The following is a 24,918-nucleotide window of genomic DNA, read 5'->3' on the forward strand; positions in this document are numbered from 1 at the left end:
GCCAAAGGGGAGGAGTTCGTTTTGTCGATCTCGATCAGTTCACGCGTGCAGCTCTTGCGCGCGCGACTGTCCCACGCCGTCGACCAGGCTTTCGCGAATTATCCATTCGGGTATGTCCCGATCAATCACGGGTGGCTGGCCAGGGTGGCTCGCTACATGATCAAAGGTCCGTCGCCATGCCTTGGGTGTCATCCCTTCCAGGCGGCTGAAGGTGCGGGTGAAATGCGAGTGGTCTGCGAAGCCGCATTCATAGACGACATCGGTGATCGGCATCGAGGTGATCAGCAGGCTTTTGGCTTTTTCGATTTTCATCATCACTAGCCAGCCTTGCGGCGAGTGGCCGGTAACCTTTTTGAACGCCCGGGAAAAATGGCTACGGGACAGGTTGCAGTGTTCGGCAATCTCGCTGATGCGAACGCAACTGCCCATGTCACGCAGCATCAGCTCCTTGGCGCGGCGCTCCTGCCAGCCGGACAGGGCACCCAGCGGCCGGGCAAGGGTGCATGGATGGTTTGAAATCACCGATTGCGGGTTCATGGCGGCTCTCCTGATCGTTCAGGAAAGTCTGTCCGCCGGGGACATTTAAAGTCCTTAAGCAAACCTTAAGAGTTCTGAAATCCAGTGTCCGTTGCCGTGTGTCCTTCCATGCCGTTCAGCTAGGTTGGAAGCAAAGGATGACTTGTTTTTTACCGGACTCGTCAGAGCGTTCCAAAGGTCAACTCCATCGCCAGTACAGCGGACAACGCCAGCATAATCAGCAACGCGATAAACATCAGGCTCAACTCGGCGACCTGCTTATAAAGGGCAATCGGCCTTTTCGTGACTCGTGCAATTGATTTATTAGAGGAAGCCATCGCCCATTCTCCCTTTTGCGCCCAATACGTAATCGCTCCAGAAGGAGTACATCAGGATCACCGGCAGGATGAACTGCGCGCCGATCAGGGCGATCAGGGCGAACAGCCGACGGGTGGCCGGTGATGCCGTCGCCCACAGGCTGACGGCTGGCGGGCCGAAATCATCCAGCGAGACGGCGTTGGCGGTAGTCAGGGTAAGGCGCATCGCACAGGGCGGGCTTGACCTGAGCAGCAAGGCGATGGCGTTGCATGGTGGTGTCGCACGATTCATTTTTCACCCCTCGCATCATGCCGGGCCCGCCGTCTCCATGATGTACGGGACGACAGCTGTTGCGGGTACCAGGGGGGCTGCAACTAATGAGCCATTTCAATTGGGCAAAGAAAAACTTCAAATGAATGAACAGGCACTGAGTGTTTGACGCGAGAGAAAAGGGGGAGGGGGGAATATTCCTCAAATCAGGTGGTAAACGCCCGGTTGGGTGGGTGAAATTCCCCATTTATGGAGATAGCCCCCGGCCCTTTTTCACCGACCATTCTGGGTAGGGGCTTCTCGTACCCGATGGCGGTTCGACCGGCTGCGATTGGCCTACCGCAACGAGCGATAGGCAATGGGGTCGATGTAAGCCGACTGCAGGTCGCGCTCCGGGATCTCCCAGATGATTTGCCTTGGCGGCGTTTCTTTGGAGGCCGGGTTGTTGAGGTAGCTGTTTGCAGCACCAGAGAACGCTCCGCCATCTTTGGCGAAGTTACCTACGGGGGCACCCAGTGCCTGCTGCAGAAACCCTGCAAAGTTGGAGTTGCGTGAGAATGAAGTGCCGATGAGCACGGTATTGGGGAGGTCGGCATCGCCAAACAGGTCTGCCTCAGTGTCAGGGCTGGCGGCTGACGCAACGGGAAGTTCGTGGGTGCGGGTCTCGGCGAGCATTTCGGGTGCGGGTTGCCATTTGAGCGGCAGCCAGTCGATGCCCGCCAGATGGACCAGGTCGCCAGGTCGCACCGCGAGCGAGGCATGACTTTCGTTGAACGACCTGCGTGGCGTTGCGCTGATGCCCAGGCTCTTCAGGCGCTGCGCGATGGCCTCGGCCGCCGCCTTCGCACCGGATTCGCTCCAGTGCGTATCGGTGCGCAACCAGGCACTGGCCCCCAGTGGCATCAGCGCACCGGTGAGGTCCAGATTCGACACGCCCCCCGCATCCAGCTTCGAGGTCCAGGCCTGGATGCGCCCTTCGAGAGCGGCCGGGCGGTGCAGTGCGCAACGCTGCCCGGCAGCGATACGGCTCTTGTCTGGAACGATGACCACCAGCAGGCCGATGTCACGTTGGGAGAGCTGCTGCTTCAGATCAATCACTGCCTGGACTTTGGCATCGGCATTGCGCTGTGCCTGATGATTGACCTTGAGTTCATCGGCCAAAAACAACCAGTCAGGACAACCCGAGCGAACCCTCGGCCCGGTGTCACTGAGCAAAAGCCAACTGACACCGCGCTCCAGCTCGGCGAAGGTCGTGGGGAGGTAAGCGTTGGACAGTTCCTTGGCGATCCGATGGGTGATATCGCCATCGAGAATCTGCGTGGTCAGCACTTTATCGGGTAGCAGCGAGATCTGCCCTGAAACGATCAGACGGCCAGAGGACAGCAGGCCGACGACCAGGAATATCAGCAGCGCCACGCCGGCCAACCGACTGCTGCGTGTCGCCAGATCATCTGGCTGAGTGGGGGGCGGGGTGTGCTTTAAGCTCGTCATCAGAATTGGAAATACAGGAAGGGTACGGTTTCGCGACTGGCGATCAGTGCGAACGACAGCATGAAACCGGCGATGGGCCAAAGGGCGGCGGTGTAGAGCGAAAGGCCGCCCAGTTGTTTCTCACAGTAAGGGCGCAGCAGCGGTGCGACGACACCGAACACTCCCAGCAAACCCGCAAGGCCGTGCACCGGGCGCAGGGTCGTGGACAGTTCGTCACCGAGGGCGATGCCCTGCAGACCGAACTGTCCGGCATACAGGCTCAGCGCGCTATGAAAGTCGGGGGCGCGGAACAGTGTCCAGGCCAGGCACACGAACAGCAGTGTCAGGCCATGGGAAAGCACCGGCGGCACCGGGGGCAGGGAAGAGCTGTTCCAGGCACGATTCACACACAACGCAATGCCATGGGCGCTGCCCCACAGCAGATAATTCCAGCTATCGCCACCGTGCCAGAGGCCGGCGATGGCCATGATCAGGAACAGGTTGCGGTAGGTTTTCCAGGTGCCGTTGCGATTGCCGCCCAGCGAAATATACAGATAGTCGCGTAACCAGCTGGACAGCGACAGATGCCAGCGGCGCCAGAAGTCCTGGATGCTGTTGGCCAGATACGGACGATCGAAGTTCTCGGGAAAGTGAAATCCCAGCATCAGCCCCAGCCCGATGGCCATGGCACTGTAGCCGGCGAAGTCGAAGAACAGTTGCAAGGAATAGGCAAGGCAGCCGATCCAGGCGTCGGAGAAGCTGGGGTTCGGCACACTGAACGCCACGTCGACTACCGGCGACAGGGTGTCGGCCACAAGGACCTTCATGCACATCCCGACCATGAACCGGCGTGCGCCCAGCGAGAAATTCTGCAGGTTGAAGTAACGTCGATTCAGCTCACGCCGAACCCAGTCATAGCGGATGATGGGGCCGGCGACCGAATGGCCGAACATCGAAATATAGGTGGCGTAGTGAGTGAAGCTGCGTTCAACCGGCACGGTACGGCGATGCACATCCACCAGATAGGAAATCGCCTGCAAGACGATAAACGACAGCCCCGCCGGCATGATGACCCGCTGCCAGTCCGGGGGCATGGCGCCGTACCCGGTGAAGGTATCGATCAAGGTGCCGGCAACGATGTTGGCGTACTTGTACCAGCACAGCACCGCCGTGTTGAGCACGATCAGCGTCGCGAGTAGCCGCACGCGGCCCTTGCCATCTTCGCGCAAGGCGTCAATCAGCAAGCCGCCGACCCACGCCGTGATCGTCAGCACCACATGCAACGCGAGGAACCGTGGGCTCAACCAGCCATAGAACAGCCAGCTGCCGATCAGTAACGTGACGTTGCGCCAGGCGGCCGGGCACACGGCATAGGCCGCCAGGAACAGCGACAGGAACAACGTCAGAAACTCGAGAGAGGCAAAAACCATGGTGGTGGCGCGATCCGATCAGTGGGCCAGGACGTCAGTCGCGAGCAACAGGTGAGGGCCATTTGCGCCAGGCAGCAGCACAACGCTATAGCGCTCGCCAGCCTTGAGCTGGCCCAGGTCCAGCGGGGCACCGACGTTGGTTTGGGCGCAGACCAATTGCACCGACAGGTTGACCGGGTTGATCGCTCGGCGTTGCACGCTGCCGTCGGCCACCGCCTTGAACAAGTCGGCGTTCTTCCCCGCAGCGCGCAAACCGGCCTGGGTGCACGCTGGATCGGCGCTGATAAACGCCAGCGAGGCTCTCAGGCTATTGAAGTCGTCGGGTTGCTCGCGGATGACGACCTGGCGGATACCTTGAGCGCTGTCTGACAAGGCGATCACACTGGCGAATTCGCCTGCCGCCACCTGGATGTCCAGCGGCTGGCTTTTGCCGTTGCGTTCCAGGGTGCCCTTGATCGGCTGATTGGCGGGCACGGGCAGGTAGTCGGACACGGCAATCGAGCCTTCCAGTTTGAGGCTTGCGCGCGAACCTTCGGCCAGCAGCTGCAGCGGTTGGTCGGCGGCGTTGATAAAGCGCAGGAAGGCCGAGTCCTGATCCGGGCCCGTCGGGTACAGGGCAATGTCGGCGGCCTGGGCGTGCAGGCTCAGCATCAAGGGCGCGAACAGCGCCCAGCCACAGGTGGACCGGGTCATTTACCGGCTCCCGTGCTGCTGACAGTGTCGGCAGGCAGTTTGGCCAACGCGCCACCAATCGCATTGCCCCAGGATTGATAACCGGCGACGGTGAAGTGCTGCCCATCGGTGGTGATCCACTGCCCGGGTTTGGAGAACGTCAGCGAATCGATGTAGGTGCAAGGCGCCACGTTCGCGGCCAGAAACTGCGACATCAATTGGGTGCGGGCATCATTCTTCTGGTACATGCCACCGGCTTTGCCCCAGGCTGGACCCACCCAGGCGCAGCGGGTTCCGGTAGCGGCAATGGCCTTGGCCAGGCCGGTGACGCTTTGCCATGCCCAGGCCTTCGGAAACACCGGTTTGTCATAGGACGCCATGGTGTCGCCGATGACCAGTACCACCAGGTCGGGCTTGTCGGCGGCGATCAGGTCCTGGATCGGTGTGGTGGTTGCCTCGCGCCCCTTGATCATGATCTTGTCGTTGCCTTTGCGCTCGGCGCCGCAGTCGACCTTCTTGCTGATCAGCCAGTCACCGGCGCTGGCGCCGCAGGCACCGATGGAGTGGACCTGGGCGCCTTGGCGAGTCAGGTTGTCGTGCAGCGGCTCCAGCAAATGGTCCGCGAGGCTCATATGGCTCTCCCCAAGGACAAGGAGAGTGAGACCGGCAAGGGCAGAAGTGGGCATCGAAAGCTCCAGAATGATCAGTTGGAATAAGGCGAGGTGTACGGGCTGACCGGCAGGCTCATGGGGCCGCTGATCTCCTCGAACTGGTAGCGCAAGGACAGGGCTCCGCTGATTTGTTGGTAGTCGCGGGCGTTGTCCAGGCCCAGATTGGCGCCCAGCAGGAAGTTCGCAGCGACCTTGTATTCAGCCGCCGCGGCGACGCTGTAGCCGATCCCGGTTTTGTTTTGCCCTTCGTAGCGCAGGCCCGAGGCCGCCTGCTGGGCTTTGTCGGTCGGGAAATAGTCGACGCTGTCCTGCTCGAAATGCTGCACGCCGACCGAGCCCTTGACTTGATACGTCAAACGCCCGGTGCGTTGTGCCCAGGTCACCGGAATGCCCAGGGCGAAGAACGTCTGCGGGCTGAAATAGCCGCCGTGGCCGTAGGTGAAATAGTCCTGGTTGTTGGCGTAGCTGATGCCGGTCATGCTCAAACCGACGGTCAGTTTGCTGTCCGTTGCATTTTGCAGGTACCAGTACACACCGCTGCCCAGTTCACTGCGGCTGTTGGACTCGACATGGTTACCCAATAGCTGGTGCCAGGAGGCGTAGCCATAGGCGCCGACTTCGCTGTCGTCAAAGCTCAGTTGACCGCGTCCGCCGTTGGCGGTCACACCGCCCCAGGACTGCCCGCTGCGTTTGTCCGTGGTGCCGGCAAACGAGGTGAGGCTGTCAGTCACCGGACGCCGGGAAACGCTCACGCCGTAGCGGACATTAGAGGTGTCGCTGATGGGGCGATCAACGCTGATGCCGCCCGTGGCGGTGGTGTATTTGAAACCGAGCGGGGTAGTGCCGAGATCGGCTTTGAGCCCATCCGCGGGCCGTTGAATGGCGACGGAAAGGCCGACGCCCTCGGCTTTCTGCGACTCAACGCTGCCGCTCTGCGCACCGTTGCCGAAACGCGACAGCGCCTCGCTGTTGGCACTGCCGGCGTTCAGCGAGACCGGCGTCACGCGCAGGGCGACGCGGCTCTCATCCAGCGGGATATTGATTTCCAGCGGTGTTTCAATATCGGTGAGTTTGCTCAGCCCCGACTCACTGTTGTTGCTGCGAATGCTCACGCCCTGGGTGACGTAGGCGCTGCGCTCCTGAAGGATTTTATTGAGCGCCAGTTGCGCGGGGCTGATGTCCTCGCTCACCAGTGCTGCGCGGGGCAACTGCGACTCGAATGGATTGCTCGCCTGCTGCGGCCTTGGCGGGGCATCGATGGCAAAAGGGGCGCTGCCCGGCATCTCCTGAACCGGTGGCGGGATGGCTGCCAGCAAGGTGTCGCGACTGACTTCGTTACGTGAGCCCGATACCCCGGCAAAAGGGTTGGGCGCCACCGTCGAGCCGGCCAGTTGGCCGCCCTGGCTTCTGCGTTTCTCGCTCTGTTCGATGGCCACGGCTTTGCGCAGCAGATCAGTCGCCGTGCCGGTCTTGCCCATGTTCTGGTAGAGACGTGCGGCCTCGGTCAGCGTTTGAGGGTTACCGGATTCGGTCTTGAGCAGCTGTTGCAGCGCCTGTTCGGCAAAGGCCGCGTCATGTGCCAGCACCGCCGCGTCGGCAGCACCCAGCAGTAGTTGCGGGTCGTTTGGCTGGCGCTGTAACAGCGGTTTGTAGAGTTCGAGGGCTTTTGCCGTATCGCCGTTTGCCGAGTACATCCGCGCCAGGGCCGCGACGGCCGCGCTGTCACCGGGACGTTGCGCCAGTGCGGGCGCCAGCGTGTCATAGGCGTTGGCCAGATCGCCTCGCTCACGCAGCTGGTCCGCCTGGCGGATGCGATAGAGATAGAGCAGGTCGTCGAATCGCTTGTGGGCCGGGGCGTTCAAGGGCTTGTTCTGAAGGTCGCGCAGAATCTGGTTGACCTGCGTGTCTTCTCCGGTTTTAAGCAGGACAGCGGCGTATTGCAGGATGAAGTCCGCCGAGGGCGCTGTGGTCTGTTGCAACCGTCCGCGCATGAGGGCCAGCGCACGGCCCGGCTCGCCGATGTCGACGTAGGCCGAGGCCAGGCTGGCCGTGCGGTCTGGACTGTCGTTGGCCGTCGGCTGAATGCGCTCGAGCAAGGTCAGGGCTTCCTGGCGCTGTCCGCGCTTGCCCAACTCGATCACCTGGCGAAGTTGCAGGTTGAAGCTGACGTCAGCGGCCAGCGCTTGCATGTCCGGGGTGCGCTGGTTGGGGCGCAAGCGTCCCAAGGTTGTCTGGGCGGCTTTCCACTCACCCATCTGGACCGACAGCAAGGCGCTGACGTAAAGCGCATCGGCATTGTCGGGGTGGGCCTGGAGCATGGCATCGATCAGGTCCCGAGCCTTCTGGGGTTCGCCCATCGCCAGATTCAGGCGGGCCAGGGCGAAACGCGTCCAGATGTTGTCCGGCTCAACGCGCAGCGCGTCTTGCAAGGCGTTACGCGCAGCGGGCAAGTCGTTGCGTTGTTCGGCGAGGGCGGCCAGTTGCGTCGCGCGCAAAGCTTGCAGGCGTGCGGACTGGCCGATCTTTGCCTGTCCGGTGGCGGGCAGGTTGTTGATCAGTTGCAGGGCTTCATCGTTCCTGCCGCTCTTGAGCAGCACGTTGACCAGCCCTTCCTGTGCTTGAAGGTCGTCGCGGCGCAGGCTCAGCACCTGGCGATAGTTGCGCTGGGCGTCATCGAACTGGCCCGCGCTGGCCTGAATGTCCGCCAGGGCGAGGCGAGCGTCCACCCCGTTTGGATTGAGCCGCAGGGCCTGGTTGACCAAGTCCTGTGCCTGGGCTGTCTGGCCTTTGGCCTGGGCGTCGCGGGCCTGCTGCAACGCAGACCAGTAGTGCACTTCGTTCAGCGCAACTTGCCAGTGGCTGCCGCCCTGTTGTCGCGTGGCCTGAGCCAGGAGCTTTTCCGCTTCGGCCAGTCGGTGTTGCTGCTGGCGAACCACCCCAAGGCCACCCAGCGCATCGGCATCGTCGGGCCGGCTTTTCAAGCGCGCTTGAAAAGCCTGTTCGGCGGTGGCCTGATCGCCTTCCTTGAGCGCCTTCAGGCCGCGCGCGACTTCGGCGGGCGGTTGCCATTCCTTGCTAGCCGTCGTCGCTGCCTGTTGTTTGCCCTTGTTCATCTGTGCCCGGATTTCCACGTCATCCGGATGCGTCTTGAGGTACGCCTCGAACAACGGTACTTGTGCTGGATCGGGCGGACCGATCCAGGTCAGCGCCAGGCGCCAGCTTTCGTCGGCATCACCGGCAATGTCGGTACGTTGGGTTAGCGCGGCCAGGGCGCGGATGCCCTCGGCACGGCTGTCTTCATGGCGTACCAGATGCTTGGCGTAAAACAGCGCGACGATCGAGTCGTTGGGCATCTCACGTTGCAGGCGCTGAAATCCACCGCGTGCTTCAGCCCAGTCCGCCTGATTGAAGGCAAGGTTGTTGTAATACTCACGGCCGATCGTACCTTGAGGTGGACGGCCATCGAACAGCGAGCGAAACACCACGGTCGCCTTGTCGCGCTCACCGGCATCGACGAGGCGTCTAGCCTCTTCCAGGCGCTGCTGGTTCTGCGGTTGTGCCAGGGCGATGTCCTGCGCCAATTGCAGTGCCTGCCGCGGCAAAGGCTGGATGGCCTGCAAGCGGGCGAGGTATTGCTGCGCCTGTTGTGGCTTGTCCTGTTGCACGCCGATCAAGCCCAGGCCATAGAGTGCGTCAACCTGGGCCGGGTCCAGCAACAGGACTTTCAGCCAGACTTCCGCCGCGCGTTGAGGGTTTTTGTGCAACTGCCAGTACTGCCCTTGCTCGACGAGCAATGTCTGTGGCGTCGGACTTTGAGCGTGGGCAGAAGCGGCCGTCCATGCGCTCATGACGGCGATGGCTAGCGTGCGGTGGTGCGCGTGCATGCGGTCTCCCAGGAGAGTTTCAGCGTTCCGTCTTCCCGGAATCGATAATGTTTATCTGCCCAGCCGAGCGCGAACAGGCTGAGCATGAAGTTGTAGTAACGCGGCGGACCAACGTCGGTATCAGGCCTGGACAGCGCTTCGCGCAAGGCGACTTCCACGCGGTCTCGTTGCTGATCGGCCAACCTGGGTTGCCCCTTGGCCTGAAGGTAGGGAATCAGTGCAGCCCGGAAGCCGAAAGGGCTCTGACCCTGGACACTGCCGCGCATAACCTGGACCGTTTCCGGGGGGGAACCCGTCGCGACAGTGCTGCGGGCCATACCGTCCAGCCGTTTGAGCAGTAGCGCCGCCAGCGGTTCGGAGGTATCAGTCATGCCCAGCCAGAGGTACACGCGAATGGCGTCGTAGCTGCCCTTGTCGCCGTTGACCGGGTCGCTCACGAAGACACCCGATTGTGCTGAAGTGCCTTGATAACCGACCCAGTCAGCGATGAAACCGTGGCGGCTGGATTGGGCAATCATCGTCGCGGTGTTATCGGCAATCGCTTGCCAGGGCCCGAAGGGTGCTTCCTTGGCCAGCCGCCGTAACAGCGGCAGTGGCAGGTAGCTGGGGTTCAGGCGCCAGAGCGCGTCCGGCTGGACGAAGCCCTGTGGTCCAGGCAAAACCATTGGGCCCAGCCCAGGTAAATTGACGACCAATTGCGCTTCGATCGTCGCCATCAGCTGCAGGGCGTCCCGGTGATAGTCCGGCCGATGCCACAGGCGTGCGGCTTCGAGCAAGGCGTAGGCGATCCACAGGTCGGCGTCGGCGGCCGAATTGACGTCTTGCAGGCGCCACTGACCGTCCTTGCCTTGCCCCCATAACCAGCCCGGCAGGCGTGTGGCGGTGGCGGAGCCTGCGAGGTTGGCCGAGGTCCAGCGCCAGAGTTTGTCAAAGCGTGGCTGATCGTTGCCGATCAGTGCGAAGAGCATGCCGTAGGACTGCCCTTCAGAGGTGCTGTGATTGTTCTCGAGGCTCGATTCCAGAACCCGGCCGTCGGCCTGGACGAAGCGTGTTGCATAGGTTTGCCACAGTGGCCAGGCCGGCGGCTCGCAGGAGTTTGCGGCCGCCATCGCCGGCACCAGCAGGGCGAGCGCAAGCATAGCGCTCAACCTGCGCGCGTTACCGCGCAGGCCCTGGCGACGTGAAGTACCCCGGCTGCTCATGGACGGCACAGGCATGAACGACACTGGCCCGCGCGGCTCATTGGCCAAGACGACGTTTGGCCCGTAAGCGCAGGGCCAGGTAGGCCATGGACGCAAGCAGCAGGACCCCGAGAAGCGTGAACAGCATGAGCGCCATTACGTTCTGCGAGAGGTACCACTGCAGATAGCGCAACGGACCCAGGCGCCCGACGTAGTAATCCTGCTCGGCGACCAGCGATTCGACCTGCTTGCCCTTGACCACTACCAGACTGCCTTGCAATTGCCGGGCATTTTCCTCGCTGCTGAGCAGGGCGCTGGTCACGTCGGCCAGGCCGCCGGGCCTTGTGCCGGCGATAAACACCACGCTGCGCCCACTCTTGAGCGGCGATTCGAATCCGGTCAGATAAGCACTGCCGCCCTCGGCGCTGAACCTGAAGCTGCTGCGCGCTTCACGCCGATTGGTTTGCGTATCCGGGCTGATCCAGTTGCGCAGACGCAAGGGCAGGTCAGACAGTTCAAAGTACTGCGCAGCGTCTTCGCCCCTGGCCGGCAGAAGGTGCTGCCATTGATCCAGCAGCGGCTGATTGTTGCCCGAGGCGAGCACCAGCAAATCCCGGTCGCGTTGCTCGGCCACCTGGTCGGCGTGGACCACCTTCACGCCGGTGGCCGGATAACCGGTGGAGTCGCCGAAACGGCCCAACAGGGTCAGATAGGCGCTCAGATCGGCCGGGCCTGGCTCGTTGGGCAGGATCACCGATGTTTCAGACAGGTCGGCCATGCGGGTGAACGGGAAGCCACTGTCCTTGAACACCCCGAGGTTGGGCATCGCCATGAAATGTTCGTATTGGCTGAGGTCCAGGGTCGAGTCCGGGTCGATCACACCGCGCATGTTGTCGATGATGATGTCGCGGCATTCGCCCTGTTTGATGTAGTCATACATGAAACGAAATTGCAGGCGCGATTGCAGCGCGACTGAATTGAGCGGCAACAGCATGCGCGACGTGCGGGCCAGGCTGTCGTCGGTTTTGAGCATCGACAGCAGGCTGTCGCTGTTGCCGAGTTTCTCGATCGAAGGCAGGTCGATCGACTTGATGAAGGTGTCGTTGAAACTGATCAGCAACGAAGAGTTGGTGGAGACCGGTTGCGGCGTATAGCGGTACTTCAGGTCAAGTTGCGCACCGGGCTCACGCCAGTTGAACAGATCGGGTGGCAAGCGCAGGGCAACGGTCATTTGTCCCGGGTTATAACCCGACACATTGAGCTCTGCCGGTTTCGCCAGTTCACCCAGACGAACCGGGCGATCGGAGGGTAGCCAGTTGGGCGCGTCGTACGGTTGGCGTGGCTTGAGCGAGTCGATCCGGTCGATCACCACGCTCTGCCCGGAAAAGGCCGAGCCACCGAGGGCCAACGCGGTCGCGGCGACTTTGAGATCGGCGCCGTCGCGCCCGGAGACGATCAACAGTTTGCCCTGAGCATCATTGGGATTGCTCACGAGGGTCAATGTCGGCCCGGTGGCCTCTTTGATCGGCAAACCATTCAAGGTCGTTGACTCGCTGGCGCTGATAAACACCACCGCGTTGCCTTTGGCCGGCAGGCTGCTGAGGCTGGCGGGGAAGGTTGCGCCGCGGTAGCTGGCCAGTGCGCCGAACCAGGAAGACAGGATGCCGGCGGCTTCAAGCTCCGGACCGCTTGGGCGCGCGGCGAACACGAAGGGCAGCTTCAGGGGCGAGGCGTCTCGACGATCGAACAGAGGCTGCGGCAGAGCGGACAGGTCGTTGGGCTGTTTAATCGAGGACACCTGGAGGCTCAGCTGGCTCTCGTTGCCGATCCTGGCCCACAGGCTGGAGTGCAAAGGGTCTTCACATTGCATCGTGTAGTGACCGATGAACTGCAGGCTGAGCCGGTTGAATTCGGTGATGGTCTGCGGCGGAATCTGCACGGTCCGGGTCTGCACTTTACCGGCCTCTTCCTTCGGGAGGGGTAGGCTGGCGGCCACTTGATCGTTGATCAGCACGTTGATTTGCGAAAGATCGGCCAGCAGCGCCGGTGAGTAGCTGTACTGCAGCGTGACCTGCGCAGCCGTGACGACTTCATCGGCGCGCACATCGAAATTCACACTGTCGGTAGCCTCCACGCCTTTAAGGGTCATCGAATAGCTTTTGCCCAGCTCCTTGAGGGTGCGGGTATAGCTGTTGCCCGGGGCATCGGTCCCCGGCAACGATGCGACTGGCATCAGCGCCGTGTCCGTGGCGCTGATTGGGGCGGCAGCACTCAAGGCAAAGCCGCTCCAGCCCGCTAGCGAGCAGGCGATCAGCATGAGTGAGCGACGAGGAAGAAAGGTCCGGCGAGTGGAAGGCTTCAAGATCGTTGCGTGTCCGCGGTGGAGTCGATAGGTGATGGAGCGACCGGGCGTTTGCGCAGTAGCGCGTGGCTGTCCTTAAGGGTTGCAACGAACAAGCGCAGGATGGCGCGCAAGCCAATGCTGCTGACCTCGCGCAACGCCGACATGGGCGCGTCGAGGCGGCCGTTACCCCAGGTGTTGGCCCAGGTGTCGGCCCGTGAAAAGGTCAGTCGCACCAGTTCACTTTGCTGGCGCAGGGTCAAAGCCTCGAATTGCACGCCCGTCACGTTGTCGTTGCTGAAGATCGTTGTTGCGGGAAAGAGGCTTGAGGGCGGTGTGCGCAGAATGCACAGCCGCACTTTCTCATCGACGCTGAGCTGAACCTGCGGTGGCAGTGCCAGGCCCACGCCGTTTTGTGAGAAATCCTGGGTTTTGCAATCGAACGAGGTGCCGTCTTCGCGATAGACGCGCACAGGCAGATCTGCGGGCACCCTGGGTTCGGTACGCACCTGAGAGGACTCGGTGGCCACCGCCACGGCGGTGCTGACGATGATGATGTTGTACACCGTCCAGGCCAGGTTGATCAGCAGGGTCGTGACCTGGGCCGAATCACTCCCGATCAGTTTCACCACGCCAATCACCAGACCGATCATGTTCAAGGTCAGCAGGACGATGTAAGGCCGCGCGAGCTTCCAGTCGAAATAGTCCTTTTCGATGGTGCCGCCCTTGTCGGTCACGTTGAACTTGCCCAGCGAAGGGCTGATCAGGGCCAACAGTACCGGTCGCATGATGTACCAGGCCAACACCGACTCATACACTTCGTTCCAGAAGGAGTGGCGGAAGCGCCCCTGGATGGCGGAGTTGGTCAGGCTGGAATGGAAAATATGCGGCAGCACATAGACCGTGACCATCAGTGCCGAGGCATGGAAAATCTGCGCGTCGAACATCAGGTAGGCCAGGGGTGCGGTCAAGAACACCAGGCGAGGCAGGCTGTAGAAAAAGTGCATCATGGCGTTGAGATAGCAGATGCGCTGTCCCAGGTTCAGACCTTTGCCAAACAGCGGATTGTCGGTGCGAAAAATCTGCGCCATGCCCCGTGCCCAGCGTATGCGCTGGCTGATGTGTCGGGAAAGGCTTTCGGTGGCCAGGCCCGCCGCTTGTGGAATGGCGAGGTAGGCGGTGTTGAAACCACGGCGATTGAGCTTGAGCGCCGTGTGCGCATCCTCTGTCACGGTTTCGGTGGCGATGCCGCCGACTTCCAGCAAGTGAGTGCGCCGGATGACCGCGCAGGAGCCACAGAAGAATGCTGCGTTCCACAGGTCGTTGCCGTCCTGCACCAGGCCGTAGAACAGTTCACCTTCGTTGGGTACCGAGCGAAAGGTATCGAGGTTCTTTTCGAACGGATCCGGTGAATAGAAAAAGTGCGGCGTTTGCAGCAACGCCAGGTTCGGGTCCTTTAAGAACCAGCCCATGGTGATCTGAAGGAAGGAGCGGGTGGGCACGTGGTCGGCGTCGAATATGGCGATGAATTCGCCATCGGTGACCTTGAGTGCCTCGTTGAGGTTGCCGGCCTTGGCATGTTGATTGTTGTCGCGGGTGATGTAGTTGACACCAATCTGCTCACAGAAAACCTTGAATTCCTCCCGGCGTCCGTCATCGAGCATGTGCACCCGCAGTTTGCCCTCGGGCCAGTCGATGGCCTGAGCCGCAAGCACTACCAGTTTGACGATGCCCAACGCTTCGTTGTAGGTGGGGATGAAGACATCTACCGTCGGCCATTGCGCGGGCGGTTGTTGCAGAAACTGCGGTGTGCGGTGCAGCGGCCAGGCGGTCTGTACATAGCCGAAGATGAGGACGAGCAAGGCATACAGTTCGGCCAGCACCAGCCCGTAGCCAAATACGGCATCCTGCCAGTTGTCGAAGCCCAGGGTGTCGGTCAGGCGCCAGTACATGTAGCGCAGCGAAGCGATCAGCGAGAGGGTGATCAGGGTCAGGATCGCCAGACGCCCGGCTTGCTTGCGAATGATCAGGCTGGCGGCAAAACAGACGGCGGCAAACGCGGCCTGGGAATACAGGTTCAGCGGCGCAGTGAGGATACCCAGCACCAACAATGCAGCGATCAGCCCGGCCGAGATCTTCAGGCCTTGGCGCCAACGCAGGGGCCAGCGACTGACGCGAGCCTGGAAAGAATCCAGTAGCTGCTGCAACCACCATGTCTTTGCAGGCAGCTGATTGAGCCGGGCGGTCATGGCGTGTCCTGCTGACTTGAAGCATCCGCCCAAAGCAGGGCATGGACCGCGCCTGACAACGAAAGAATGTCCTGACAGCCAATGCTCTCAGGTGCGTACTGCAACAGGTCCCGACCATAGGCCAGCGACTCGTTGAACTGGTGGTCGAGGCGAACCGTCCCGATCAGGTTGGCACCGAGCCGCCGCCGAAACAGCACGCCCATGTCCCTGCAGAACGAACGCGAGTCATCCCGTTGATTGAGCACATACCGTTGTTGCTGTGCGCGTCGTCGGCTGGTTTCCAGCCACTGGGTCATGGTGTCCAGTGCCAGGTAGGAGGCCGCGTCGGCCACTGTCATCACCAGCACCAGATCGGCTGCATCGAGTGCCTGTTGCGAATAGACGGTCGCACCTGAAGGCGTGTCCAGGATCACGGTATCGTTTTCGCTGAGGTCCATTGACGCAAGGTGCTGATTCAACCAGTCAGAGTCTTCAAGCATCAATTGCTTGAGCAATCGGCGATCGTTCACCTCGCCAGTGCCGAAGGGCAGGCACTCGCTGTCGCCAAAGCCCGGCAGGCGATGGGCGCCCCAGTCTGCGTCCTGCTCTTTGAGCTGGATCAGCCCGGGAACCTGCCTGGTGATACCCAAGTGGCTGGACAGCGCGTTCTGGGGGTCCAGATCAATTGCGATGGTTCGTCCGCCAGGGCGCCGAAGTGTTTTTGCGAGGCCAGCGGCGACGGTGCTTTTACCCACCCCGCCATTCGCCGAAACGATAGCGATGACCTTCGCCCTGGTTCGCTTGCCATTCGTTTCTGGCAGACCGTCTCGACGAACCTGTTTGAGTTCACGCAACAGGTCGCTCAATCGCTGACGGTCACCCGTAGTAGAACTCGCAGGTGGCTCGGTCAGGGAAGAGGATTTTGGCGAAGGTAGCGAGAGGGCAGCATTCTTCACGGGCTCGACCGGCGCGCCAATCAATAAAGCAGGCTGTGGCTCGTCCAGTAGAAACACGGGGGGCGTTGGTGTTGGGGGAGGCAATGCCACTGACGGCTCTGGCTCAGCCAGTGCAGGTGTAACCGGGTCGTCTTTGAAGTCTTTATAGTTCGGTTGTATTTCCTGGTAGCTTTCCGCATTGGCGCCAAAACGTGTAAAAAGTTTCGTAATGTCGTCTACATATTTCATGCGTTGTACCAGGAATGAAATAGCTCAGGAACTCAGCATTCCATTAACTTGACAAAGTTGATGCGTAGTCTGGATGTTGGCAGAGTGCCACTAATCTAGGGTGCCTGCGTCCCGGTGTCAACGAATGTTATAAGAAGTCAGTGATGCTTGTTGGTGTTGGGTTGGGTGTTATTAAGGCGTTGCGTTATTCGTGGGAAGTGTGCGTCTTGGAGTGCGCCCAATAATTACTGTTCAATGAGGTGTAATGTGATAATGGGTATATTGACGCGGTAGGGTGAGAGTGTTGATCGTCTTCGATGGTTTGATGCTGGTTTATATATTTAAAGAAGTTGACTGATATATTTTAAGGAATAGTGGCGGTTTCAAAACGCCTTATCAAGCGACCCATTTGAAAATCGGACATGGCGATTCCTGGCCCACCGTTCACCGGCTGGCTCAATGTTAATTTTGTTCAGGGTTGTGTTCGAGACACTTGGCGCTGCGCTGGGTAAAGTCATGATCGCTCGCCCGGCCTGGTGTGTTTCAGACGGATTACTGAATGGCCAGCAACTGGTCAGGGTGGGCACCCATTCAGACAAGGTGCAGGCGACAAGCTGAGACGTTCAGCTAACGTTCAATCGTTCGCCTCGCCAGTTGCGTTACACACACTCTCCCCTGAGGTGACTGGCGGGGTGAACCCTGCACGCGCCGGATGCGACAGGTGGAGATTCCAGGTTCCGGTGTTCAGCTATGCTTTCAGCACTTTGTTCAAGAAATGGATTTCACTATGAGCAGCGTAAGAAAGCCGACACAGCGAGAAATCTCCGATGCCTTGGAACTTAGCGAAAGCGAGGTCGCGTTGTACGTTGCAGAAGTAGAGGAAAAGGCTGACGGCTCGGGGCACTGGATCTTTTTCAGCGTATTGACACCTAACGACGTACTGTTCTGGCTCAGGGTCGGTAACAGCCTGAGGCTTGAAACAGATGCCATAAACCTCCTCTGGACAAAACAATCACCGAGTATCGCTCGGTAGCTTTCCGGGATCGCGCTTTAACTGCGCCAAGCGCTTATCCTTAAATGCTCGCGAGACCTTTTCGCTGGTCTCGTAAGGTGCCATGAGATTCTTAAGCATCCACGCCGCTGTATCGAAGTCTGAATTGATCAGGTAGATCAGCAGCCGTTGGTGAATGTCCTGCTGGTTGTTGATGCCTGTTCTTTCATCACCTGCTTGAGGCCCGGTTTGAACGCGCCGGCAACCTCATCGACAGTATGTCCGAGGGCAATAGCGTCATTGCCGCCGATTGGCGGCGTTATCCGCGATCAAACCTCGCTGATGTTGACCCAGCGCTGTTCCCGTGCCGCCAATCGAATCGCCGTCGCCAGTCGCTCAACTTCCAGGGCTTGCTCGAAATCGGTGCCGGCTTGTCCATGGCCGGCCAAGGCCATGATCAGCTCATGCACTTCCAGCGTCTTCAACTCGTTGTAGCCCAGCTGATGCCCCGGCGCTGGACTGAACGCTGCGTATCCAGGCAGGTTCGGCCTCGCAGCGGCACAACCAGGGGGACGCTGGATCGGCCATGAAGTCTTCGCTGAATTCGCCTTGAAAGATGATGATCTCACCACCGATCAGGTCATCGACTGTGATGTTCCATGCCGTTCGTGACGGCAGAAGGTGGTTAACCCCGGTCGTGTCTGAGCTTTGGGTTGATGGGTGGGATGCATTGCAGGGTGGCGAGATCCAGCAGCGTGAAGTGACCATCCATCCAGCCGCCAGTGTCGATGTGATACACGTTCCCGAGTACGGCAGGCTGACTCAGACGCGTGTGGCCCACGATCACTGCCCGAATACCCTCCACGCCTGATGGGTCTTCTTCAGTGATCCGCTTGCGCGACCACAGGAGCATTGCGGCTACGTGATCGGCTTCGAATTCCGATCCGGATAGTGCACAGATCATTTCTCCCCAGCTACCCCGAGGTACATCGGCGTGCACGATGCCTATCAGGCCTTGCGCCGTCTCGACCTCGATCACCAGCGGCAAGTCCTGGAGAATGTTCGCGTAGTAGTCCTGCTCAATGCTGGAGAGGCCGTAGAACCAGGCTCCACCATTGATCAAGTGCATGTAGCTTTGAGTGCCGGTGCAGCCAGCGGCGTACGAATCGACGGTCATCTGCTCATGATTGCCGCGCACAGCATGAAACCAGGGCTTGCATAAAAGCCATTCATCGACGTCCAGAGATTCAGGGCCTCGGTCAATCAGGTCTCCGACGCTGAACAGTCGGTCTACCGACGGTTCGAAGCCGGCCTTGTCCAGGGCAGACTGTAATCGGGTGAAGTGTCCGTGAATATCGCCGACAGCGAAATCCCGACCCGCCGTGTTTGCGGCGAAGCGCTTCACGCGCGATACCTCGGTCGTTTGGAGCATGCAAAGTCCTCCGCTTGCCGTTCACCGGCAGGCTGGCAGGTCAATTATGAAACAAATAAAAATAAGTGGGAGGGGCGGGAGATGCCGTTCGGCTAACGTTGATCGTTCACCCCGCCAGTTTCCGCCCAACTACACACCGCAAACTCCAAGATAGCCATAGATCCTACCTTTAAAATGTGGGGTTCATGGAGCGCTTACGGTCGAAGACCCCTGAAGGATGCCAGTGATTGTCGAGCAAGGTCTTCAGCATTCGGTGAGTCACTGCTGCCGCCAACTCTGCCGACTGGCGTACAAACAAGTGGCTGACCATCACCAGTTCAGGCCGTAGCACTGTCACGTCGCCGCTTTCCTGCCTGGAAAAGTCCAGAGAGAAACTCTCGAAGCTTTCAAGACGTATGAAAAAGAAGATGGGGAGCCAGGGGGATCACTCCGTCCCGCCCCCTTTTTATTTTTGAGTGTTCGGCTGGCATCCTTGGCAGTCAGCGACTCGAGATCTTTGAAAAAATACCGCGTCGCGTTGAATCAGCCTCGCTGAACAGGACGGCTACTCCAATAGCATTAGTTGGCCAACATCACCCGCTTGAATTTTGCTTTCGAAAGCTGCGACCCGTAATTTCTAAGTGGAGTTTCCACAACTTGGTAGGAAAACTCTGCTATCACTCCAGTTAGTACTAGCGCGATGAGGACGGCAAATATTTTATCGGTTTCAAGTGTGAGATCCGTATACCCTGACTGAAGGCATATTTCTCTTACAATTGCAAATATAGGGTTGTGAACAAGATAAATGGAGTAGGAGCGCGATCCGATGTAAATGGCGATCTTTCGGAGGCGGCCATGTGAGCCCGTAAGGTTTAGATTTTCCGAACACAGGAGCACAACCAGGCTTGAAGTGATTGCGACAAGTCCCATGTAGTAGGGGGACCAGCCGATTTTTGCTGTGATGATGGGTAGGGGAATGCAGATCAATAATGCAAGTTGTAATGTTTTTTTATTGTTGGTAGAGAAAATTTTTGATATCCGCTGTGGGTAGTAATGCCAGGCCAACGCGATTAGGGTGCCGTAAAGCAATGCGTCGCTTCGAATAAACCAAAGCAATGTACCCCACGGACGTATCTGTGTGGAATGGTAAATTGCTACGGCAAGAAAAGGGATGATCAATAATTTTCGATTAGGGACGAAAAACAGAATGATGGGGAGAATTACATAGAACTGTTCTTCTAGTGACAAGCTCCAGTAGTGCCATAGTGGAGTTGCACTGTTTGAGTTTTCAGTGTACCAGATGTATATATTCTGGATATTCAACATGCCGAATGTCCAGGAATTTACCATGTTCTCTTGTGAGCCAAATGTCCTGGAGACGTCAAAGGTAAATGAAATTGCCAACGTTATGGTCGACCAGAAAATCGCTGCGGGCCACAATCGAAACAACCGCCTTGTCCAAAAAGATCCGGCAAAACGCAGGAACTGATCTTGCGGGTTCAAAGCTTTTATCAATGATGTCGTTATAAGGAATCCGGAAATGCAGAAGAATAAATCTACCCCTCCACCCAGCCAGAAATAGGTAGTCCATTTAAACCAATCCGGATTTAAAAGACCGAGATGAGCAACGAAAGTAATAGCGATGGCATAGGCACGCAATACTTCGATGTCCAGATTCTTTGTTTCGCTAACGGAGGGTGTCATGCGCTACCTGCGAATCAAGAAAGTTTTATTTTTTTTCGGCGCGCGATTCTATAAGCTAAGCCATGCGCTGTCGATAAGTCGGTGGCCAGTCGTTTTTCTTTACGACGATCTACATTCGAAGCGATGCAAGACATGAGCATCACACCGCAGCAATTGCTGCAAATCTCCCCCCGTGGCCGGCGCCTGATCCGGCTTTTTACGCTCGCTCTAACCCCGCCTTTTCCCGATTTCAGCATGTTGGCGCCAGGCGCGTAGTCGTGCGGGTACCATGACATCAAGGCGTACGCAGTACTGCGGGGGCGACGCCCCCCAAGAAGTATCACTTTTTCGGCGATTTACTGCTGGAAGGAATATGCAGGTAAGACATCACGCTTTCGGTCAACTCTGTCGCCAGCTTGACGGCTTCTTTATTGCGGGCCATCACACCCGCCACCAATCCTTCGATCAAGGCGAGCACGGCGATGTTGGAGCTGGTCATGACCGGATGGTCGGCGGGGGCAAATAGCACGTGTTCGGCAATGCTGGTGAGAGGCGAGGCGGGTGAGTCGGTGATTGCCAGCACCGAGGCGCCGCGCTCATTGGCAAAACGCGCGAGTTGCAGGGTGTCGAGGGAATAGCGCGGCAAGGAGATCGCCAGCAATACATCCTGATCGGTGATTGCGGCCAGGCGGTAAGCGGCGTTTTCGTTGCCGCCTTCCATGCTGATGGCGGTGGCGTCCGCACAGAAGGGCATCAGGGTCGAGGCGGCAAGACCGGCGAAGTAGACGCTGTTGCCAAAGCCGAGAATGTAGATTTTACGCGCCTCGGTCAGGCGGGTGACGAACGCTTCAAAGGCATCTTCATGGTTGTTGGTCGCCGCCGTGGCGAGGTTGCTGGTGGCGCTCTGGATCTGCTCATGCAGGCCAAATGCGCCACCCGGTCGATGCGCCAGTTCATTACGAAGCTTGTCGACCGGCGACACCATCTGCTGCAAAGTCGCCACCAGCTCGGCCTTCATGCCGGTGTAGCCACCCAGGTTCAGCGCTTTGGCCAGGCGGTTGACGGCGGCGGGAGAGGTCAATGTCTCGTGTGCCATCTCCTCGATGGTCAGCGTCGCGGCTTTGAGCGGGTGACGCAGGATAAAGTCCGCCACCTTGCGCAGTGACGGCGGCAGTTCGGAAACGATTTCCGTCAGTTTGCGCATGACCGGTGCGGCATAGACAGTGGTGTCTTTCGATGGGGTTGGCATATCCAGCTCAACATTTCCTGAAGGTGAGAGAAGGGCTGTGCCTGATGCCCTGACAAGGTTGGCTGGAGTGTATCCGAAGCCAACCCTGTCAGGGCAGCGCCGAGCAGTGGATGGGTGGGCGGCGGTCTTACTTCAAACTCCCGGACAGAAATTGCCGCAGACGCTCAGACTGAGGATTGACCAGCACTTCACGCGGATTGCCGCGTTCTTCGACCCGCCCCTTGTGCAGAAACACCAGCTGATTGGAAACCTCGCGGGCAAAGCCCATTTCGTGGGTCACGACCACCATGGTGCGTCCTTCGAGTGCGAGATCCTGCATGACTTTAAGTACTTCGCCGACCAGCTCGGGGTCGAGAGCCGAGGTCGGTTCGTCGAACAGCATCACTTCAGGTTCCATGGCCAGTGCACGGGCAATTGCTACGCGCTGCTGCTCGCCACCGGACATATGCGCCGGCCAGGCGTCCATGCGGTGTGCCACGCCGACTTTGTTCAGGTAGTGTTCGGCTTTTTCCCGGGCTTCTCGCTTGTTCATTCCAAGCACATGCACCGGAGCTTCCATGACGTTTTCAAGGGCACTCATGTGCGACCAGAGATTGAAGTGCTGAAACACCATCGACAGGCGCGAACGCATGCGCTGCAACTGCCTGGGTTCGGCAGCCTTGAGCCCGCCGAGTTTATTGGTCGTAAGCTTGAGCTGTTCGCCATTGAGCACGATGTTGCCGGCGTTGGGTTGCTCCAGCAGGTTGATGCAACGCAGGAAGGTGCTTTTGCCGGAGCCGCTGGAGCCGATAATGCTGATGACGTCACCGGCTTTCGCTTCCAGGGACACGCCCTTGAGCACTTCGTGGGCGCCGTAGCTTTTGTGAAGATCCTGAATTTCAAGTTTGTACATGGTTTCAACTCTCTGGAATCAGTCGCTGAGCAAACGGCCTTGGCGAATAGGGGCGTTACCGGCCACTTTGGCCAACCACAAACCGGGCTGGGCAAAGCGCAGGCGTTCACGGGCATACAGGATGCCGTCGGTGCTGGCGTGCACCACGCTGTGCTGATCGGTCAGCGGATCAAGCACTTCGAAGAGCGGATCGCCGACCTTGACGTGGGCGCCCAACGGTTGCAGATAACTCACCACCCCCGGGTGCGGCGCATAGGCATACTGCGCACCGGCGAACGGTGTCGCTTCACAACGGCTCGGAGGCGCTGCAGGCCAGTCACCGCTGATCAGGCCTTGCTCGGCGAGATAGTCGAGAATGGCCTGGGCACTGTCGACGCATTGCTCGCGCTCGGTGTCAGCCATGCCGCGCAATTCAATCGTGGTGGCCACGCACGCCAACGGAATATTCGCTTCAGGAAAGCGCTCGGCCAGGTGCAGCCAGGGGATTGCGCAGGCTTCATCGAAGGCGTTGCCTCCCGCCGCCTCGGCCAGCAAGGCCACGCCAGCGCCCAGGCGGGCGGCCAATGAGCGCAAGCGTGGCCAGTTTTGCGGCATGGCATACAGCAGCATGATCGACTCGAAGTCGCAGTGCAGGTCCAGCACCACGTCGGCATCACAGGCATGCTGCAGCAACAGGCGCCGCAAGCCATCGAGTTCCGATGCCGGTGCCGGCATGTTGGTGAGGGCATCGCCCATGGCGCGGCGGATCAGTGCGATGTTGGCATTGGCATCGTCGCCCAGTTGACCTTCCAGTTGCTTTGCCACGGCCTCGGCGAGTTCCGGGAAGTCGCGATTGAAGTTCTTCCCGCTGGAGAATTCAAAGCGCCCCTGATGGGTGGCCTGGAACATCTGTGCGATACCAATTGGATTGGCCATCGGCACCAGTTCGATCACCCCGGTCAACAGGCCTTGATCTTCCAGTTCTTGCAGACGGCGCTTGAGTTCGACGGCAACGCGCATCCCCGGCAGTTCGTCGGCATGCAGGGAAGCCTGGATGTAGGCCTTGCGCGGCCCGCTGCCAAAACGAAACAGCGACAACTTTCGTTCTGTGCCCGAGGCACTCCACGGCAAAAGGTATTGAATGTGCTTCATAACGCTCCTTAGTGCTTGCGCGGTGCCAGATAGGCCAGCCAGCGGCGCTCGGCCAGCTTGAACAGGCGAACCAGGATGAAGGTCAGGGCCAGGTAGATCAGGCCGGCAGTGATGAATGCCTCGAACGGCAGATAAAAGCGCGAACTGACGGTTCGCGCGGCACCGGTGATATCCACCAGCGTGACGATGGACGCCAGGCTGGTGGTCTGCAGCATCATCAGCACTTCGTTGCTGTACTGCGGCAGCGCCCGGCGCAAGGCCGACGGCAGGAGAATGCGGCGGTACAAGGTCAGGCGCGACATGCCCACTGCCTTGGCGGCTTCGATTTCGCCGTGGGCCGTGGCCTTCAAGCTGCCGGCCAGGAGTTCCGCGCTATAGGCGCTGGTATTGATTGCGAAGGCCAGGCAGGCACAAAAGGTCGCGCTGGACAGGTAAGGCCAGAGCGCGCTTTGACGTACCGCTTCGAACTGCGCCAGCCCGTAGTAGATCAGGAACAATTGCACCAGCATCGGGGTGCCGCGAATCACGTAGGTGTAGAGCCAGGCCGGGAAGTTGATCAGCGGTGATCGGGAAACGCGCATCAGCGCTATCGGAACCGCAAGCACCAGGCCAACGGCCAGGGAAATCAGCAGCACTTTCAGGGTCACCAAGGCGCCGTTGAAATACAGCGGCAGGTTTTCCCAGATCAGGTTGTAGTCGAGAATCATGGGGGAGCTCCCAGTCACAGTTCGGCGGCTTTGATGCCGACCGAGTAGTGTTTTTCCAGATAGCGCAGCACCAGCAATGACATGCTGGTCAGCATCAGGTAAAGCGCGGCAACCGCGAGGAAAAACGTGAACGGCTCATGGGTGGCGTCCGCTGCGTTTTTGGCTTTGAACATCATGTCCTGCAAACCGATCACCGAGATCAGCGCGGTGGATTTGGTCAGTACCAACCAGTTGTTGGTGAACCCGGGAATGGCGAAACGAATCATCTGCGGCACCAGAATCCGCCAGAACACCCGAGCGCCACTCATGCCGTAGGCCACGCCAGCCTCGCCCTGACCTTTAGGGATCGCCATGAAGGCGCCACGAAAGGTCTCCGAGAGATAGGCACCGAAAATGAAGCCCATGGTGCAGACACCGGCGATGAAGGGATTGATGTCGATGTACCGGGTGTAACCGAGTGCGAGGGCAATGCGGTTCATCAGATCCTGGCCGCCGTAGAAGATCAGCAGGATCAACACCAGGTCAGGAATACCGCGAATCAGGGTTGTGTAACCTTCGCCCAGCACCGCCAGCCATTTGAATGGCGACAAACGAAAGGCTGCGCCGATCAGTCCCAGGGAAATGGCCATGGTCATGGAGGTCAGGGCCAGATTGATGGTCAGCCAGGCGCCATCGAGAATGCTCGATCCGTAGCCGTGAAGCATGATGAA

Annotated in this window: 21 protein-coding genes and 1 pseudogene; 1 reads left to right on the forward strand and 21 read right to left on the reverse strand. The window is 59.5% G+C overall.

The annotated features are described in order from the left end of the window. Positions 1-39: 39 nt before the first annotated feature. The 12 genes from KGA83_RS04435 to bcsQ all read right to left on the reverse strand — a co-directional run bounded on the left by KGA83_RS04435 (position 40) and on the right by bcsQ (position 16,165). Complete coding sequence (locus tag KGA83_RS04435) at positions 40-537, reverse strand: helix-turn-helix transcriptional regulator (protein ID WP_223528680.1); 498 nt, start codon at positions 535-537, stop codon at positions 40-42. Positions 538-698: 161 nt separating this feature from the next. Continuing rightward, positions 699-854: a hypothetical protein gene (locus KGA83_RS04440; protein WP_218433703.1), complete on the reverse strand. Its 156-nt coding sequence runs from the start codon at positions 852-854 to the stop codon at positions 699-701. Continuing rightward, positions 841-1,125 (reverse strand): hypothetical protein, encoded by a 285-nt coding sequence (locus KGA83_RS04445; RefSeq protein ID WP_223528683.1) that lies wholly within the window; start codon positions 1,123-1,125, stop codon positions 841-843. Before KGA83_RS04445 ends, KGA83_RS04440 begins: the two co-directional genes overlap by 14 nt. A gap of 315 nt (positions 1,126-1,440) precedes the next feature. After that, positions 1,441-2,595, reverse strand: coding sequence for an alginate O-acetyltransferase AlgX-related protein (locus KGA83_RS04450; RefSeq protein ID WP_223528686.1), 1,155 nt, complete (start codon positions 2,593-2,595; stop codon positions 1,441-1,443). Next, the gene (locus KGA83_RS04455; RefSeq protein ID WP_223528687.1) at positions 2,595-4,004 is read right to left on the reverse strand and encodes an MBOAT family O-acyltransferase; all 1,410 of its coding nucleotides are present in this window, start codon (positions 4,002-4,004) and stop codon (positions 2,595-2,597) included. Before KGA83_RS04455 ends, KGA83_RS04450 begins: the two co-directional genes overlap by 1 nt. 18 nt (positions 4,005-4,022) lie before the next feature. After that, complete coding sequence (locus KGA83_RS04460; protein WP_108219323.1) at positions 4,023-4,697, reverse strand: alginate O-acetyltransferase AlgF; 675 nt, start codon at positions 4,695-4,697, stop codon at positions 4,023-4,025. Further along, on the reverse strand, positions 4,694-5,362 hold the full coding sequence (locus tag KGA83_RS04465) for an SGNH/GDSL hydrolase family protein (protein WP_108219322.1): 669 nt from the start codon (positions 5,360-5,362) through the stop codon (positions 4,694-4,696). Before KGA83_RS04465 ends, KGA83_RS04460 begins: the two co-directional genes overlap by 4 nt. A gap of 17 nt (positions 5,363-5,379) precedes the next feature. Further along, positions 5,380-9,231 (reverse strand): cellulose biosynthesis protein BcsC, encoded by a 3,852-nt coding sequence (locus tag KGA83_RS04470; RefSeq protein ID WP_223528690.1) that lies wholly within the window; start codon positions 9,229-9,231, stop codon positions 5,380-5,382. Next, positions 9,207-10,433: a cellulose synthase complex periplasmic endoglucanase BcsZ gene (gene bcsZ, locus KGA83_RS04475; protein WP_223528738.1), complete on the reverse strand. Its 1,227-nt coding sequence runs from the start codon at positions 10,431-10,433 to the stop codon at positions 9,207-9,209. Before bcsZ ends, KGA83_RS04470 begins: the two co-directional genes overlap by 25 nt. A gap of 37 nt (positions 10,434-10,470) precedes the next feature. Beyond that, entirely contained in the window at positions 10,471-12,774 is a 2,304-nt protein-coding gene (bcsB, locus tag KGA83_RS04480; RefSeq protein ID WP_223528692.1) for a cellulose biosynthesis cyclic di-GMP-binding regulatory protein BcsB, read from the reverse strand. Beyond that, positions 12,771-15,002, reverse strand: coding sequence for a UDP-forming cellulose synthase catalytic subunit (gene bcsA, locus KGA83_RS04485; RefSeq protein WP_108219318.1), 2,232 nt, complete (start codon positions 15,000-15,002; stop codon positions 12,771-12,773). The genes bcsB and bcsA overlap by 4 nt, the downstream gene beginning before the upstream one ends. Further along, entirely contained in the window at positions 14,999-16,165 is a 1,167-nt protein-coding gene (gene bcsQ, locus KGA83_RS04490; RefSeq protein ID WP_223528695.1) for a cellulose biosynthesis protein BcsQ, read from the reverse strand. The genes bcsA and bcsQ overlap by 4 nt, the downstream gene beginning before the upstream one ends. A 766-nt stretch (positions 16,166-16,931) precedes the next feature. Here bcsQ and KGA83_RS04495 point away from each other — a divergent pair. Beyond that, positions 16,932-17,177: a hypothetical protein gene (locus tag KGA83_RS04495; RefSeq protein WP_108219316.1), complete on the forward strand. Its 246-nt coding sequence runs from the start codon at positions 16,932-16,934 to the stop codon at positions 17,175-17,177. Positions 17,178-17,464: 287 nt separating this feature from the next. Here the strand turns inward: KGA83_RS04495 and KGA83_RS04500 are convergent. From KGA83_RS04500 to KGA83_RS04540, 9 genes and pseudogenes are all read right to left on the reverse strand, one after another. Continuing rightward, positions 17,465-17,689 (reverse strand): annotated as a pseudogene (locus KGA83_RS04500) (gfo/Idh/MocA family oxidoreductase); the annotation flags it as partial. A 131-nt stretch (positions 17,690-17,820) separates the two neighbouring features. Further along, positions 17,821-18,567, reverse strand: a complete 747-nt coding sequence (locus KGA83_RS04505) for a metallophosphoesterase (RefSeq protein WP_223528699.1) — start codon at positions 18,565-18,567, stop codon at positions 17,821-17,823. Positions 18,568-18,736: 169 nt separating this feature from the next. Then, positions 18,737-18,904 (reverse strand): hypothetical protein, encoded by a 168-nt coding sequence (locus KGA83_RS04510; protein WP_223528703.1) that lies wholly within the window; start codon positions 18,902-18,904, stop codon positions 18,737-18,739. A 221-nt stretch (positions 18,905-19,125) separates the two neighbouring features. Next, on the reverse strand, positions 19,126-20,250 hold the full coding sequence (locus KGA83_RS04515) for an acyltransferase family protein (RefSeq protein WP_223528705.1): 1,125 nt from the start codon (positions 20,248-20,250) through the stop codon (positions 19,126-19,128). Between the two features lie 319 nt (positions 20,251-20,569). Further along, positions 20,570-21,478: a MurR/RpiR family transcriptional regulator gene (locus KGA83_RS04520; protein WP_108219313.1), complete on the reverse strand. Its 909-nt coding sequence runs from the start codon at positions 21,476-21,478 to the stop codon at positions 20,570-20,572. A 127-nt stretch (positions 21,479-21,605) separates the two neighbouring features. Next, a complete protein-coding gene (locus tag KGA83_RS04525) occupies positions 21,606-22,370 on the reverse strand; it encodes an ABC transporter ATP-binding protein (RefSeq protein ID WP_223528707.1) in 765 nt (254 codons plus the stop codon). Positions 22,371-22,388: 18 nt separating this feature from the next. Continuing rightward, positions 22,389-23,501: a succinylglutamate desuccinylase/aspartoacylase family protein gene (locus tag KGA83_RS04530; RefSeq protein WP_223528709.1), complete on the reverse strand. Its 1,113-nt coding sequence runs from the start codon at positions 23,499-23,501 to the stop codon at positions 22,389-22,391. Positions 23,502-23,509: 8 nt separating this feature from the next. Further along, the gene (locus KGA83_RS04535) at positions 23,510-24,208 is read right to left on the reverse strand and encodes an ABC transporter permease (protein WP_223528712.1); all 699 of its coding nucleotides are present in this window, start codon (positions 24,206-24,208) and stop codon (positions 23,510-23,512) included. A gap of 14 nt (positions 24,209-24,222) precedes the next feature. Then, complete coding sequence (locus KGA83_RS04540) at positions 24,223-24,912, reverse strand: ABC transporter permease (RefSeq protein WP_223528715.1); 690 nt, start codon at positions 24,910-24,912, stop codon at positions 24,223-24,225. Between the last annotated feature and the right edge of the window lie 6 nt (positions 24,913-24,918).

The organism is Pseudomonas sp. GL-R-19, from assembly GCF_019956375.1.
Lineage (GTDB): Bacteria > Pseudomonadota > Gammaproteobacteria > Pseudomonadales > Pseudomonadaceae > Aquipseudomonas.

Coding starts and splice junctions, on each gene's coding strand:
- KGA83_RS04435 (WP_223528680.1), bottom strand. CDS start 537: ATGAACCCGCAATCGGTGATTTCAAACCATCCATGCACCCTTGCCCGG.
- KGA83_RS04440 (WP_218433703.1), bottom strand. CDS start 854: ATGGCTTCCTCTAATAAATCAATTGCACGAGTCACGAAAAGGCCGATT.
- KGA83_RS04445 (WP_223528683.1), bottom strand. CDS start 1,125: ATGAATCGTGCGACACCACCATGCAACGCCATCGCCTTGCTGCTCAGG.
- KGA83_RS04450 (WP_223528686.1), bottom strand. CDS start 2,595: ATGACGAGCTTAAAGCACACCCCGCCCCCCACTCAGCCAGATGATCTG.
- KGA83_RS04455 (WP_223528687.1), bottom strand. CDS start 4,004: ATGGTTTTTGCCTCTCTCGAGTTTCTGACGTTGTTCCTGTCGCTGTTC.
- KGA83_RS04460 (WP_108219323.1), bottom strand. CDS start 4,697: ATGACCCGGTCCACCTGTGGCTGGGCGCTGTTCGCGCCCTTGATGCTG.
- KGA83_RS04465 (WP_108219322.1), bottom strand. CDS start 5,362: ATGCCCACTTCTGCCCTTGCCGGTCTCACTCTCCTTGTCCTTGGGGAG.
- KGA83_RS04470 (WP_223528690.1), bottom strand. CDS start 9,231: ATGCACGCGCACCACCGCACGCTAGCCATCGCCGTCATGAGCGCATGG.
- bcsZ (WP_223528738.1), bottom strand. CDS start 10,433: ATGAGCAGCCGGGGTACTTCACGTCGCCAGGGCCTGCGCGGTAACGCG.
- bcsA (WP_108219318.1), bottom strand. CDS start 15,002: ATGACCGCCCGGCTCAATCAGCTGCCTGCAAAGACATGGTGGTTGCAG.
- bcsQ (WP_223528695.1), bottom strand. CDS start 16,165: ATGAAATATGTAGACGACATTACGAAACTTTTTACACGTTTTGGCGCC.
- KGA83_RS04495 (WP_108219316.1), top strand. CDS start 16,932: ATGAGCAGCGTAAGAAAGCCGACACAGCGAGAAATCTCCGATGCCTTG.
- KGA83_RS04505 (WP_223528699.1), bottom strand. CDS start 18,567: ATGCTCCAAACGACCGAGGTATCGCGCGTGAAGCGCTTCGCCGCAAAC.
- KGA83_RS04515 (WP_223528705.1), bottom strand. CDS start 20,250: ATGACACCCTCCGTTAGCGAAACAAAGAATCTGGACATCGAAGTATTG.
- KGA83_RS04520 (WP_108219313.1), bottom strand. CDS start 21,478: ATGCCAACCCCATCGAAAGACACCACTGTCTATGCCGCACCGGTCATG.
- KGA83_RS04525 (WP_223528707.1), bottom strand. CDS start 22,370: ATGTACAAACTTGAAATTCAGGATCTTCACAAAAGCTACGGCGCCCAC.
- KGA83_RS04530 (WP_223528709.1), bottom strand. CDS start 23,501: ATGAAGCACATTCAATACCTTTTGCCGTGGAGTGCCTCGGGCACAGAA.
- KGA83_RS04535 (WP_223528712.1), bottom strand. CDS start 24,208: ATGATTCTCGACTACAACCTGATCTGGGAAAACCTGCCGCTGTATTTC.
- KGA83_RS04540 (WP_223528715.1), bottom strand. CDS start 24,912: ATGCTTCACGGCTACGGATCGAGCATTCTCGATGGCGCCTGGCTGACC.